The 13,647-nt window shown below is 67.3% G+C and carries 11 protein-coding genes; 6 read left to right on the top strand and 5 right to left on the bottom strand.

Features of this window, described 5'->3' with window-relative positions; all coding sequences use genetic code 11:
• The first annotated feature begins 1 nt into the window (after position 1).
• On the top strand, positions 2-1,105 hold the full coding sequence (locus P1P91_RS13505) for a DUF1513 domain-containing protein (protein ID WP_311883270.1): 1,104 nt from the start codon (positions 2-4) through the stop codon (positions 1,103-1,105).
• Between the two features lie 27 nt (positions 1,106-1,132).
• On the opposite strand, the gene P1P91_RS13510 is transcribed toward P1P91_RS13505, so the two are convergent.
• The gene (locus P1P91_RS13510) at positions 1,133-2,005 is read right to left on the bottom strand and encodes a LysR substrate-binding domain-containing protein (RefSeq protein WP_311883272.1); all 873 of its coding nucleotides are present in this window, start codon (positions 2,003-2,005) and stop codon (positions 1,133-1,135) included.
• Positions 2,006-2,125: 120 nt separating this feature from the next.
• On the opposite strand from P1P91_RS13510, the gene P1P91_RS13515 reads away from it, so the two are divergent.
• On the top strand, positions 2,126-3,001 hold the full coding sequence (locus tag P1P91_RS13515; protein ID WP_311883274.1) for a DMT family transporter: 876 nt from the start codon (positions 2,126-2,128) through the stop codon (positions 2,999-3,001).
• Here the strand turns inward: P1P91_RS13515 and P1P91_RS13520 are convergent.
• Positions 2,998-3,711 carry a TVP38/TMEM64 family protein gene (locus P1P91_RS13520; RefSeq protein WP_311883276.1) on the bottom strand — a complete coding sequence of 238 codons (714 nt, stop codon included), beginning with the start codon at positions 3,709-3,711 and terminating at the stop codon, positions 2,998-3,000. The two genes, P1P91_RS13515 and P1P91_RS13520, sit on opposite strands and share 4 nt — an antisense overlap.
• Positions 3,712-3,830: 119 nt before the next feature.
• On the opposite strand from P1P91_RS13520, the gene P1P91_RS13525 reads away from it, so the two are divergent.
• Positions 3,831-6,080, top strand: a complete 2,250-nt coding sequence (locus P1P91_RS13525; protein WP_311883278.1) for a glycosyltransferase — start codon at positions 3,831-3,833, stop codon at positions 6,078-6,080.
• Here the strand turns inward: P1P91_RS13525 and P1P91_RS13530 are convergent.
• Both P1P91_RS13530 and P1P91_RS13535 read right to left on the bottom strand, forming a co-directional pair.
• Positions 6,077-9,130: an efflux RND transporter permease subunit gene (locus P1P91_RS13530; RefSeq protein ID WP_311883279.1), complete on the bottom strand. Its 3,054-nt coding sequence runs from the start codon at positions 9,128-9,130 to the stop codon at positions 6,077-6,079. The genes P1P91_RS13525 and P1P91_RS13530 overlap by 4 nt on opposite strands.
• Complete coding sequence (locus P1P91_RS13535) at positions 9,127-10,248, bottom strand: efflux RND transporter periplasmic adaptor subunit (RefSeq protein WP_311883280.1); 1,122 nt, start codon at positions 10,246-10,248, stop codon at positions 9,127-9,129. Before P1P91_RS13535 ends, P1P91_RS13530 begins: the two co-directional genes overlap by 4 nt.
• A 216-nt stretch (positions 10,249-10,464) precedes the next feature.
• Between P1P91_RS13535 and P1P91_RS13540 the strand changes: the two genes are divergently transcribed.
• Positions 10,465-11,430, top strand: coding sequence for a tetratricopeptide repeat protein (locus P1P91_RS13540; RefSeq protein WP_311883281.1), 966 nt, complete (start codon positions 10,465-10,467; stop codon positions 11,428-11,430).
• A 10-nt stretch (positions 11,431-11,440) separates the two neighbouring features.
• Here the strand turns inward: P1P91_RS13540 and P1P91_RS13545 are convergent, their stop codons facing one another.
• Entirely contained in the window at positions 11,441-12,604 is a 1,164-nt protein-coding gene (locus tag P1P91_RS13545) for a MalY/PatB family protein (protein WP_311883283.1), read from the bottom strand.
• A gap of 140 nt (positions 12,605-12,744) precedes the next feature.
• Here P1P91_RS13545 and P1P91_RS13550 point away from each other — a divergent pair, with 140 nt between their 5' ends.
• Positions 12,745-13,047: a hypothetical protein gene (locus tag P1P91_RS13550; RefSeq protein WP_311883285.1), complete on the top strand. Its 303-nt coding sequence runs from the start codon at positions 12,745-12,747 to the stop codon at positions 13,045-13,047.
• 71 nt (positions 13,048-13,118) lie between these two features.
• On the top strand, positions 13,119-13,640 hold the full coding sequence (locus P1P91_RS13555) for a DUF501 domain-containing protein (RefSeq protein ID WP_311883286.1): 522 nt from the start codon (positions 13,119-13,121) through the stop codon (positions 13,638-13,640).
• Positions 13,641-13,647 lie beyond the last annotated feature (7 nt).

Genomic DNA, 13,647 nt, shown 5'->3' on the forward strand with positions numbered 1-13,647 from the left:
GATGACCGTCAACCGAACCCGCCGCCGCCTGCTTGCCGCCGGTGCCGGGGCGCTTGCCCTGCCGGCGCTGCCCTCCCTTGCCTGGGCACTACCCGGGCGAAAACACGCCGACTGGCTGTTCAGCGCCGTGGACGACGCCCGCGGCAACCACCGCATTGCCGCCATCACCCCGAACGGCGAGCAGCACTTTACTCTGGCCATCCCCGAGCGCTGCCACGGCGGCTGCCTCTCGCCCACGGCCCCGCGCGCGGTGGTGTTTGCCCGGCGGCCGGGGCAGCATTTTTACGTGGTGGACGGCGACCGCCGCGAAGTCAGCCACCGCGTCGCCGCCGGCGGCGGCCATCACTTTTACGGCCACGGCGTGTTTGCGCCCGACGGGCGCTATCTCTACGTCACCGCCAACCGTCTGGAAGACGCCATGGGGCTGGTGCGGGTATACGACGCCGAAGACGACTATCGCCACGTCCGCGATATCGAGCTTGACGGCATCGGCCCCCACGAGATCCGCCTGATGCCCGACGGCGAGACCTTGGCGGTGGGGCTTGGCGGTATCAGGACGCATCCGGACTACGGCCGGGTCAAGCTCAATCTCGGCGACATGGACCCGGCGCTTCTGCTGGTCGACCGCGAAAGCGGCGACGTCACCGCCCGTCACCGGCCGTCCCACCACCAGCTAAGCTGCCGACACCTGGACGTGGCCGAAGACGGCACGGTCATCGCCGGCTACCAGTTTCAGGGGCCGGAGTGGGAAACCCGCCCGCTGCTCTGCCGGCTGGGGCCGGACGGCGCGTTCTCGGAGCTTGCGCTGGACGAGGCGCTGACCGCGAGCCTGCAGCAGTACACCGCAAGCGTCGCTGTCAGCCGCCGCCGGCCGCTTGCTTTGGTAACCGCGCCCCGGGGCCACAAGGTGCTGCTGCTCAACCACCAGAGCGGCAAGCTTGTGGCCGAGTACGCCCTGGCCGACGCCGCCGGCGCCCGCTGCGACGGCGAGGGGGGCTTTGTGGTGTCTTCCGGGCGCGGCGGGCTGTATCGCATTGCCCCGAACAAGCCCGAAGCCTTGGCCCTTGCCAGCCTGCCCCTGCGCTGGGACAACCACCTGACCTAGGCTGGCTCGTCTGGCCTTGCCGGCACATCACCCGTCCGCCGGCTGCTCGGCCAACTGGCGGCGGATCAGATCCCCCAGCTTTCTCGCCGGCTCCGAGGGTCGATGGGGCGCCCAGTGCAGCGCCAGCTCGATGCTCGGCAGCGACGGCAAGCCGCTCGACTCATCCAGCGGTTTGAGCATGGGCGTGAGCATGCTGCGGGTAATCACCACGACCGCAAGCCCCGCTATCACCAGCGGCGCAAGGCCGCTCATGGACTGGCTGGTATAGGCCACCTGCCACTGCCGCCCGGCGGCTGCCAGCGCCTGCTCGGCCACCTCCCGGAACACGTCCGCCCCGCGGGAATACAGCGCCAGCGGCAGCGGGTCGCGCAGCAGCGGCTGGTGCTGCAGCCCCACGGCCCACAAAAGCGGCTCCCGGCGGATCACCTCGCCGCCCGGCGAATTGCGCTGGCGGGTCACCAGCACCAGATCCAGCTCGTCGCGCTTTACCCGCGTCACCAGGTCAGCGCTGGTGCCGCAGATCACCTCCAGCGTCACGCCGGGGTAGAGCTGATGAAAGTAGCTGAACACCGCCGGCAGCAGCAGCGCGTAGTCTTCGGGAATCCCCAGGCGCAGCCCGCCGCTCACCTGGCGGGCCTGCATGTCCTGCCAGGCTTCGTCGTTCACTGCCAGCAGGCGCCGGGCGTGAGTCAGCAGCCGGTCGCCTTCGGCGGTCACCTTGAGCGTGCGCCCCACGCGCTCGTGCAGCGTCACGTCGAGCTGCGCCTCCAGGCGCTTGAGCTGCATGCTCACCGTGGACTGGGTGTAGGACAGCCGCCGAGCCGCGGCGGTGACGCTGCCGGTATCCGCCACCGCTACCAGGGTGCGCAGCAGGGTAAGATCAAAGGTGGGGGCACGCATGCTGTCTCCCGATCAACCAATATCACGAAGTTTGATCAATACTATCAAAAACTATCGATTTTATGATGTTTTGTTCGAGGCTATGCTACGAGAGCAAGATTCAAGGCAAGGAGCTTTCGTATGCATCACATTCATCTGTTTACTCTCCGTCATTTCAGCGTTGCCGCTGCGTTAGTTGCCGTCGTGCTCTGGAGCTCTGCCCCGCTGCTTGCCGAGCATGCGCTGGACCTTGCCCCGCTGCCGCTGGCCGCGCTGACGCTGCTGGCCGGCGCGCTTGCCACCTTGCCGCTCACCCGGCGCGAGCCCACCGGCCATCTGAGCCTGGGCTGGCGCGCGGCCATCTGGATTGGGCTGCCGCTGCTGACTACCGGCGCGGTGAGCAGCTACTTTATCGGCATGCGCCTGGCGCCGGCGTCGGACGCCGCCCTGATTACCTATACCTGGCCGGTGCTGTTCATCCTGCTGAGCCAGTGGCTCACCTTTGGCAAGGTACGCTTCGCCAGCGTACTGGGGGCGATGATCGCCTTTGCCGGCGCGGCGGTGCTGATGGTGCCCGAGGCGGCCAGCGGCCAGAGCGGCTCGCTTGCCGGCTACGGCTTTGCCGCGCTGGCCGCGGTATGCTGGGCGCTTTACTCCTGGCTTTGCCAGGCCACGCCGGTGGCGCTCTCGCCTTTGATGCCGCGCATACTGCTGACTTCAAGCGTCATTACCGCAGCGGCCGCGCTGCCGTTTGCCCAGGGCAGCTTTACCCTGCCCGATCACGACACCCTGCTGGCGGGGCTCGCCATCGGTCTGGGGCCGTTCGGCATCGCCATGGTGGCCTGGGACAAGGCCCTGCGGTTCGGCAAGGCGAGCGTCATCGGCAGCCTGGCCTACGGCGTGCCGGTGCTGGCCGCGGCGTTTCTGGTACTCGCCGGCATGAGCGTGCTGGACTGGCGCCTGCCGATAGCCGGGGCGCTGGTGGTTGGCGGCTGCCTGCAGGCGAGCCGTCGCTAGTGCGGCTTCCGCGAGGCGGGACGACTGCCCCGACGTGAGGCGCTGCGGGCCGCCGAGTAGCGGCGCAGGGCATAGAGCAGCGCCGCGCCCAGAACGAGCCCGCCCAGCGCCCATAGCCCTTCCCGGTAGTCGCTGGCGGTCGCAAGCGCCCCCAGCTGGCTGCCCAGCAGCGTCACCCCTACAAGCCCGGGCACGATGCCCAGAATCGAGCCCGCCATGTAGTCGCGAAAGCGCAGATGAAAGGCCCCGGCCATCATGTTGGTCAGGGTAAAGGGCGCCAGCGGCAGCAGGTTGACGATGACCATGGCGCTCACGCCGCGCCCGGCCAGATAGCGCGACAGGCCGTTCAGGTGCCGGCCGCCGTAGTTGAGCAGCGCCTCCCGCCCCAGCCAGCGCCCCACCGCGTAGGACACCACGGACGAGCACAACGTCCCCAGAGTGGCATAGATAAAGCCCCACAGCGGGCCAAAGACCAGGCCGGTTACCGCCACCAGAATACTCAGCGGAAACATCACCAGAAGCGCCGCCACGTAAATCCCGACCACGGCGATAAACGCCCAGGGGGCGTCCCGCCACTGCGGCGTAAGCGCCACCCAGTCGCGCACGCGCTCGGCCGTCAGCACGTCGTGCAGCGCCAGCCACTGCCACAGCCCGGTAAGCGCCAGCAGCAACAGCAGCGTCCCCAGCGCGATGATAAGCGATCGTTTCATGGTACCTTTACCTCGGTGGTCGTGGCGTGGTGCGTCGAGATGGCCCGCAACGGGCATGTCCACGGCCTTTCGTGCTATGTTTTGCGGCATTATCCGCCCGCTCGAGGAGACCCAAGCGCGTGCGACGCCAGCGACTCATCCCCTGGATTTTCTATCTTAACCTGACGCTGATTGCGGCTCTGCTGGGCTACAAGGTGTATCTCAATTTTTTTGAGCAAAACTTTGCCGCCAATCACGCCGTCCAGGTCGAGGAAATAGAGGCGCTGCTGGACAACAAGACCCGCTACCGCTTTGCCGTGCTGGGCAATATCAACAATTCCGTGGGGATTTTCGAGCGCAAGATCGTACCGCTGCTCAACGACGGCGACTACGACTTCGTCGTCTCGGCGGGCAACGCCGTCTCCAGCGGCGGCGAGGACAAGTATCGGGCGCTGTTCGGCACCCTCTCCCGGCTGGACATGCCCTACCTGCTGACGTTCGGCCCCCATGAGGAAAGCCGCATCGGCGGGTTTCGCTTTTACGACCACTTCGGCCCCTACCATTTCAGCTTTGCCGCCGGCAACACGCGCTTCACCTTCCTCGACAGCACCGGCACTACCGGCTACGGCTGGCAGCAGCGCTGGCTCGACGAGCTGCTTGCCAGCTCCCACGCGGCCAACCATTTCGTCTTCAGCGCCTACCCGCTGTACCCGGTGGACTATTCCGGCCTCTTGCGCCTGGACGACGACTATCTGTTTCCCGACTCCCTGCGTCGGGCCTTTACTCGGCTGATGGAAGACGCCGGCGTCGACGCGGTGTTCTCAAGCGAGCTTGCCCTGTTCGACCGCCAGACCCACAACGGCACCGACTACGTGGTCACCGGCGGTGCCGGCGGGCTGGTGCTCAACCGCGGTCGCAGCCGCTACCACTTTGTTGCCGTGGAGGTGGACGGCGAGCGCGTTACCATCGAGGAAAAGCCCCTGGACATCGGCCAGCACCCGTTCTGGCGCACCGTCGAGGGCCTGTGGTTTTTCATCTATTCGCTGTTTTACGTGGGCTATCTGAACTTCATCCTGCTGGTGGCGGTTTTTGTCACCGTCGCCATCTGGCTCTATCGCCGGTTCTTTACCGAGCCGGACTACTATCCCGACTTCGACATCGACCCCGACGCCGACGACGGCACGCCGCTGCGCACGGCCATGTTCACCAACAACTATCTGCCGTTCATCGGCGGCGTGCCCATTTCCATCGAACGGCTCAAGCGCGGGCTTGACGCCCTGGGGCACCCGGTCATGGTGGTCGCTCCACGCTATGGCAGCCAGCCGGCAACCGGCGAAGACGAGGTGCTGCGCCTGCGCTCCCTGCTGCCGCTGGGCAAGCACCAGGAGTTCCGCCTGGCCAACATCTTCAGCCCGCGAATGCTGTCCCGAGTGCGCGCCTTTGCCCCGACCCTGATCCACGTCCATCACCCTTTCTGGATCGGTCGGGCCGGCCAGCTGCTGGGGCGGCTGCTGGGCGTGCCGGTGATCTACACCTATCATACCCGCCTTGAGCACTACGCCCACTACGTGCCGCTGCCCGGGCCGCTGTTTCGTAATTTCATCTCCCACGCCCTGGTCAAGCGCTTTGCCAACGGCTGCGACGCTGTCATCGTGCCCACCAGCTCGGTGGAAGAGTACCTGCGCATCATCGGGGTGAAAAAGCCGATTTTCGTCCAGCCCACGGGGATCGAGTACGAGCGCTTTGCCCAGGTTGACCCCGAGGCGGTGACGGCGCTCAGGGAGCGCCACGGCCTTGACGGCAAACGCGTGCTGGTGTCGATTTCACGCCTGAGCCAGGAGAAGAACGTCGATTTCCTTCTCGACGGCCTGCGTCTTTTGCACGATGACGGCGAACACGACGCTCACCTGCTGCTGGTGGGCAAAGGCCACGACCGCCACCGCCTCGAGGCCCGGATTGACGCCCTCGAGCTCACCGAGCACGTCACCCTGGCAGGCTCCGTGCCCCCGGCGGAGATTCCGCTGTACTGCCACGCCGCCGAGCTGTTCGTCTTCGCCTCGCGCTCGGAAACCCAGGGCATGGTGGTACTGGAAGCCATGGCGGCCGGCCTGCCGGTGGTGGTGATCCGCTCAAGCGGCATCGAGGACATCGTCAGCCAGGGCAGCAACGGCTACAAGACCGCGCCCGACCCCCAGGCCTGGAGCCGAGCGGTAGCGGAGCTTCTGGGCGATGCCGACAAGCGCCGGCGCATGGGTCGCCAGGCGGCTAACTTTGCCGCCGCGCACCGCATCGAACACTTCGCCCGGAGCGTGCTGCGCGCCTACCGCTACGCGCTGGCCGTCAAGCGCAAGCGCGACCGCCGCCACCGCAGCACGGGCAGCAGCCGCTAGTCCGCCTCGGGGTCAGCGGCAATGCGAAACCAGACCGCATACAGCGCGGGCACAAACAGCAGCGTGATCAGGGTGCCCGCGGCCACGCCGCCGATGAGCACAAAGGCCAGCGGCCCCCAGAAGCTGTCAAGCGTAAGTGGGACAAAGGCAAAGATCGCCGCCAGCGCGGTCAGCACCACCGGCCGGGCGCGCTGGACGCCGGCCTCGACGACGGCGTCGTGCAGCGCCATGCCGTGCTGCTGGTTGTCCGCCACCTGCTGAGTCAGAATCAGGGTGTTGCGCATGAGGATACCGGCAAGCCCGATAAGCCCCAGCATGGCGACGAAGCCGAAGGGCTGGCCGAACAGCAGCAGCGCTCCCACCGCGCCGATCAGCCCCAGCGGAGCCGTCGCCACCACCATGAAGGTCCCGGCGAAGGAGCGCATCTGCAGCATGATGAACGCAAGCATGAGGATGACCATCAGCGGCTGTAGCGCGGTGATCGAGGCTTCGGCCTTGTCCGACTGCTCCACCGAGCCGCCGATCTCCAGCCGATAGCCCTCGGGCAGCTCGTCGCGCAGCCCGGCAAGCGACGCCCAGACATCACCGCTGACGTCCTTGGCCTGGGCCCCCGCCACTTCGGCGTAAACTGCCAGAAAGGGTTCGCGGTTGTAGCGCTTGATCACCGGCTGCTCGAACGACACCTCAAGCTCGCCCAGCTGGGAAAGCGGCACGCGCTTGCCGTCCCGGGTCTGCACCTCGAGGCTTTCCAGCGTTTCCACGTCGCTGGCCGCCGCGCGACCCACCGCCGGCGCCAAGCGGATGCCGTCGCGCAGCCGGGTGATGGTGAGGCCGTCGAGCTGGAACTGAAGCTGGCGGGCCACGTCGTCCGGCGACAGCCCCAAAAGGCTCAGCCGGTGGCTGTCCATGGCCAGGCGCACCGCCGGCACCTGGCTGTCCCAGGCCAGGTGCGAGTCCCGGGTGTGCGGGTTTTGCGCGAACACCTCGCGTACGTCGTGGGCGATATTCCGTAGCCGGTCAGGATCGGGGCCCAGCACGCGCACGCTCACCGGCCACTCCACCGGCGGGCCGTAAAGCAGGGTTTGCACCCGTACCCGGGCCTCGGGAAATTCGCCGTCCGCCACATGCTGGTCGAGCGTTTCGATCAGCGCATCCCGAGACTCGATATCGTCGGCCACGGCGATCAGCTCGGCAAAGGCCGGGTTGGGCTGCTCGGGGCTGGCGGAGATGAAAAACCGCGGGGCGCCGCGCCCCACGTAGGCGGACAGCGACGCTACGCCGTCGGCCTGGTCCACCAGCCTTTCCAGCCTCTGTGCGGTGGCATCGGTGGCCTCGATGGCGGTGCCTTCGGGATGGTCGATACTCACCAGCACTTCGAGCCGGTCGGAACTGGGGAAGAACTGCTGCTCCACCGGCCCGAGCATGCCCAGAATCGCCAGCGCCAGCAGCGCTACGGTGCCGCCCACGACGGTTTTGCGGTAGCGCACGCAGGCGGCAACGCCCCGACGCAGGCGCCGGTAGTGGGCAGACTGGTAGGCATTTTCCTCGGTGGTGGCGTTTTTATGCCGCGCCGGCATCAGCTTGACCCCCAGATAGGGGGTAAACACTACCGCCACCAGCCAGGAAAGCGGCAGTGCAATGGCCAGCACCCAGAAGATGTTGCCGGCGTACTCGCCGACGTTGGAGCGGGCAAAGCCGATGGGGACAAAGCCGGCCACGGTGACCAGGGTGCCGAAAAGCATCGGCGCGGCGGTCACTTTCCAGGCGTGAGAGGCGGCGCTCACCCGGTCCCAGCCCTGCTCCATCTTCACCATCATCATCTCGATGGCGATAATGGCGTCGTCCACCAAGAGCCCCAGGGCGATGATCAGCGCGCCCAGGCTTACCCGGTCGAGGTTGATGCCCATGGCCTTCATCACCACAAAGGTCATCGACAGCGTCACCGGAATGGCGATGCCCACCACCACGCCGGCGCGCAGCCCCACGGCGACCATGGTCACCAGCATGACCACCACCACCGCGACCAGAAACTTCACCTGAAAGAGATTGACCGCCCCGGCGATGGCGTCGGCCTGGTTGGTCATCACGTCAAGCGAAATCCCCAGCGGCAGGCGCGCCCGCTCTCGGGCCCAGAAGTCGTCCAGCCGCTCGCCGAGCTCCAGACCGTTTTCGCCCTCGCGCATGACCACGCCCAGCAGCAGCGCGTCCTTTTCGAAGGCGCGCACCATGAAGTCCGGCGGGTCCTCATACCCGCGCGAGACCTCGGCGATATCGCCCAGGCGGATCAGCTCATCGTCGATGCGCAGCGGCACGTCGGCAAGCGCCTCGGGGTCGGAGACGTCGTTGCCCAGCCGCAGATATACCCGAGGTCCGGCGGTCTCCAGATAGCCCGCGGGCAGCAGCTTGTTGTGCGCCTCGATGGCGTCGAACACGTCCTGGGGGGCAATTCCCAGGCTCTGCAGCCGGCCGATGTCAAAGTCTACCTGCACCCGCTCGTCGCGCTCGCCCAGTACCTCGGCGCGGTTGACACCCTCGACCCTCTGCAAACGGTCGCGGATGCCTTCGGCCTCGCGCAGCATCTCGCGCATGGAAAGCTCGGGCGCGGTGAGCGCCACCAGCGAGAAGTAGACGTCGCCGAAATCTTCGTTGATGACCGGCCCCACCACGCCGTCGGGGAGGTCGCCGGCGGCGTCCTGCATGCGCCGGCGCACCTGATAAAAGCGCTGGGGGACGACATCGCCGGGCGTCGATTCCTCGAATTCGATCTGCATGTCCGCCCGGCCCGGGCGAATCGTGGTTTCTACCCGGTCGACGTTGTCCACGGCCTGGATCTGCTTTTCCAGCGGGTCGGCGACGTGGTTTTGCACTTCTTCCGGCGTAGCCCCCGGCCATACCGCGGACACCATCATCACGCGCATGGTGAAATCGGGGTCTTCCGCCCGGCCCATGGAGGCAAAGGCGTAAACCCCCGAGGCCAACGCGATCAGCAAAAAAAACAACGTCACCGCGCGCTCGCGTACCGCCAGCGCCGACAGGTTGGGAAAGCTCACGGCGCCGGCTCCTCTTTCTGCACTGCCGCTTCGCGCCCGGCGGCAGCGCTCTGCGCAAGCGCCTTGACCGGCATGCCCGGGGTCAGCAGGTGAGTGCCGAGGGCAATGACCTCCATGCCCTCCTCAAGCGCTTCGCCGCTGATCAGCGCCCGGTCGCGCTCCACCCGGGCGACGCTGACGTCGAGCGGACGGGCCTTGTCGTCTATCAGGTGCCATACCTGGGCGCCTTCGCCGCGCTCGTCCACGGCGGCCACCGGTACGCGATAGAGCCGGGGCGAGGCAGGCGCCGCCGCCAGCCGGGCGGCCGGAGTTTCAAAGCGGGCTTTTACCACCTCGCCCAGCCCTACCGCCGCGGGCAGCTCCTCTGCCAGCCGGTAGCGCGCCTGCCAGGTGCGGCTGGCCGGGTCCACCGACCCGGAGACTTCGCGACGCTCGAGGCCGATACGCTGATCATCCAGTAAAAGCTCGCCGGTTGCCGGCGGGCGCACGTCCGAGGGAAACGCCACCTCGATTTCCCGGGGGCCGGCCTTGGCCAGCCTGGCCACCGGGTGACCGGCGTCCACTACCTGACCCGGCTCGCCGCTGACCCGAGTGAGCAGGCCGTCGGCCTCGGCGCGCAGGGTGGCGTGCTCAAGCGCGGTTTTCGCCTGTTCCACTCGGGTGCGGGCGGCCGCCTGCTCGGTGTCGGACTGCTTGGCCGAGAGCTTGGCACGGTCGAACGCCTGGCGGCTGAGATAGTCGCGCTCAAACAGCTTGCGGTCGCGCTCCAGATCCGCCCGGGCCACCGCTGCCGAGGCGCTGGCCGAAGCCAGCTCGGCCTCGGCGGCCGTCAACGACTGGCGCAGATCGCTGTCGTCCAGGGTGAAAAGCACATCGCCCCGGGCTACCCGCTGGCCCGAATCCACCCGGCGAGCGACAATCTGGCCGCTAACCTGGAACGCCTGGGGCGTTTCGTAGCGGGCGCGAATCACCCCGGTCAGGCGAATGACGGGCGCGGCGACCGCAGCGACCGGCGCGGTCTTGACGCGCCGGGCAGCGGTATCGCCGCCGCTTGTCGACGATTCACCGCAGCCTGCCAGCAGCAGCGCGGCACAAACAAAAGCAGCTAGTTGGCGCATGGGGGGTCTCTCGGGCTGGCTTGAGTCGAAAGCTCAAGCCTAAATCAAACGCTTGTTTATTGACATGCCAAAGGGCCGCATCGCCGTCCGAACCCGGCGCGCGCAGGGGACGATGCAGGGGATAAAAGCCCGGGCGGAACCGGGCAGCACCTTGAATACGCCCGGGCTCGCCTGCATATCCTAGCCAAACTTCCCACTAAACAGAGAAGAGTCGCCATGTCGATTATTGATCCGCGTACCGGCGAGGCGCTGACGGCGCCGGTTGACCAGTCCACAACGACATCCGCTGACGCCGCCGCCCAGCCCGGCGCTCAGCAGGGCGAAGGGGTTCGCCCGGAGGACGTGATTATCGACGCGGACGCCGGCAATATTCAGCAGATTCTGGAAGCCTCCATGCGAGTGCCGGTGCTGCTCGACTGCTGGGCCCCCTGGTGCGAGCCGTGCAAGACGCTGACCCCGGTGCTGGAAAAGCTTGCGGTGGAATACGGCGGCGCCTTTATTCTGGCCAAGCTCGACGTCGAGGCCAACCCGGATATTTCCGGCCAGCTGGGCGTACGCTCGGTACCGGACGTCAAGCTGGTCAGCCAGGGCGGGCTGGTCGACAACTTTACCGGCGCGCTACCGGAGAAGGAAATCCGCGAGTGGCTGGGCCGCTATTTTCAGCCGCCGGAAGACGCCCCGGCAAGCCCCGAGGAGCTCGCCGAGGCCGCCCTTGAGGCCGGCGATGCGGCCACCGCCCGAGAGATCTATCAGGAGCAGGTGGAGCAGTACCCCGAGCACTACGCCTACCAGGTCAGCCTGGCCCGGGCGCTGGTAGCCGAAGGCCGCGCCGAGGAAGCCCGCGCCGTGCTCGACAATCTGCCGCCGGAAGAGCGCGACGCCGCGCCGGCCCGAGGCGTGCGCTCAAGCATCGAGTTTGGCGAACGCGCCCTGCCCCACGCCGAGATCGAGGCGCTAGGCGAGCGCGACGACAGCGAAGCCCGCTTTCAGCGCGCCCTGCGAATGCTCGCCGACGGCCAATACGAAGCCGGGCTCGAAGGCCTGCTGCACCTGATGCAAAGCGACCGTGGCTACGGCGACGACGCTGCGCGCAAGACGCTGCTGCAGGTGTTCGACGCGCTGGGCGCCGAGCATCCGCTGACCGTGGCCTACCGGCGCCAGCTGTTTGCGCTGCTCTATTAAACGCCGCGCCTCAGCCCCTGAGCAGCGCGTCCATGCGCTCCAGAGCCGCAGTTAGCTGGGCGGCCGTGGTACCAAAATTGAGGCGCGCAAAGCCGGGAGAGCCGAAATCCGCGCCGTCGGAAAGCGCCACTCCGGCCTTTTCCAGTAGCGCCTGCTGGGGACTGTCTCCTAGCCCCGCCTCGCGCATGTCCAGCCAGGCAAGGTAGGTGGACTCCGGCGGGCTCATGCTCACTCCCGGCCAGCGGGCGACGTACTCCTCGAGCCGCGCACGATGGCCGCGCAGGGTCTCGAGCAGCGCCTGGCGCCAGGGCTCGCCCCTGGCATAGGCGGCCTCGGCCGCGGCCAGGCCCAGCACGTTGCAGTCGGGCACCAGCCCCGCTGCTGCCGCGCTGAAGCGTTTGCGCAGCGCCGGATCGGGGATCACCGCGCAGGCCGTGGACAGCCCCGCCAGGTTGAAGGTCTTGGACGGCGCCCAAAGGGTGACGGTTCGCGCAGCAAGCTCGGGGTAAGCGGCCGCCAGCGGCCGGTGGCGCGCGCCTTCGTCGAGCAGCAGATCGCAGTGAAGCTCGTCGGAGACCACGTACAGATCGTGGCGCACCGCCAGGTCGGCGAGTCCGGCAAGCTCATTGTCGCGCCAGACGCGGCCGGTGGGGTTGTGCGGCTGGCACCACAGCAGCAGCCGAGTTTCCGGGGTAATGGCGGCTTCCAGGGCCTCGAGGTCCAGCCGCCAGCCGGCGTCGGGTGCTTTCGGCGGAGCCAGCGCCGCCTGCTGGGCAAGCCTGCCGGTATGCCGAGCCACGCTCAAAAACGGCGGATAGATAGGGGTGACGGTCAGAACGCCGTCGCCGGGACGGGTCAGCGCCAGGCTCGCCAGGTGCAGCGCCGGCACCACGCCGGGCAGCCACTGCTGCCACCGGGGATCGATGGCCCAGCCGTAGTGGTGACGGCTCCAGGCGCACAGCGCTGCTTTCAGCCCCTCGGGCACCTGGGCATAGCCGTAAACGCCGTGCGCCACGCGCCGCTCGAGCGCGTCGATCACCGCCGGCGGCGAACGAAAATCCATATCCGCGACCCAAAGCGGTAGCACATCGTCACCGTAGCGATGCCATTTTTTCGACGACCAGCCGCCGTCGGGGCAGCGCCGCTCCACCGGCGTGGCAAAATCAAACGCCATGTTAACCCTCTCTGTTGTGTATCGCTGATGCCTGGATCACTCGACAGGCGTCACCATGGGAGACCCCTCGTGCCCGCAGCATGCCGCGGCGACCGGCACCGGGCAACCCGAGGAGCCAACAACGCTCAGGAGCCATGCCTATGGCCATTCGTTACAACCTGTGGCTGGATCCGGAGAACACGGCCCAGCACCGCGCCATGGAAGCCGAACTGGAGCGCTACTTCATGGCACGCTTTGCCGACTATCCGCATATCTCTCTGGCCGACGACGACCCCTACGACTATGATGCGCCGTTCAACCGGCTCTACGACGTACTGATCGCCCGGGCCGCCGAGCACTGCGAACACCACTGGGGCTATGTGGCCACGCCCGCCCAGCTCAATCGCTGCTTCTTCCGCGCCGTGGGCCGCTCCAACAAGATTCTGCCGGATACGCCCGGCTAGCGCCGCTTGCCGGGCCCGGCGAGTAGCCCAACAGTCACGCTTCACCCATACGCCCCGCAAGAGATACCGCCATGCTGATCCGAACTGCGCACGCCCCCTCGGCGTCCGAGCTTGATATCATTACCTGCCAGCTGGGGCGCGCGCCCCGCGGCCTCGAGGCCATTGCCGCGGTGGACGGCGAAGGCACGCCGCTTGCCCTGCGCATGGCGCCGATGGTCAACGACGCGCCGTTTCCCACGCTCTACTGGCTGTGCAGCGCGCAGCTGAAAGTGGAAATCTCGCACCTGGAAGCCGCCGGCGTGATCAAGCAGCTGGAGCAGCGGCTCCAGGAAGACGCCGACTTTCTCGCCGCCTATCACCAGAGCCATCGCGACTACGTGGCCGAGCGCTGGTCGTGGATGAGCGAGGCGCAAAAGGCCGAGGTCGGCCGCCGCGGCTATACTCGAGTGCTCACCGAGCGCGGCGTGGGCGGCATCAGCAACTGGGACCAGGTGCGCTGCCTGCACACCCAGTACGCTCACCATCTGGGCAGCTACAACGCCATCGGCCAGTGGCTGGACGATACCTATCAGCTGGATCGCTGCCTGCCCTGAGCTTGCG

The organism is Halomonas piscis (assembly GCF_031886125.1).
In the GTDB taxonomy this organism is placed as follows: domain Bacteria; phylum Pseudomonadota; class Gammaproteobacteria; order Pseudomonadales; family Halomonadaceae; genus Vreelandella; species Vreelandella piscis.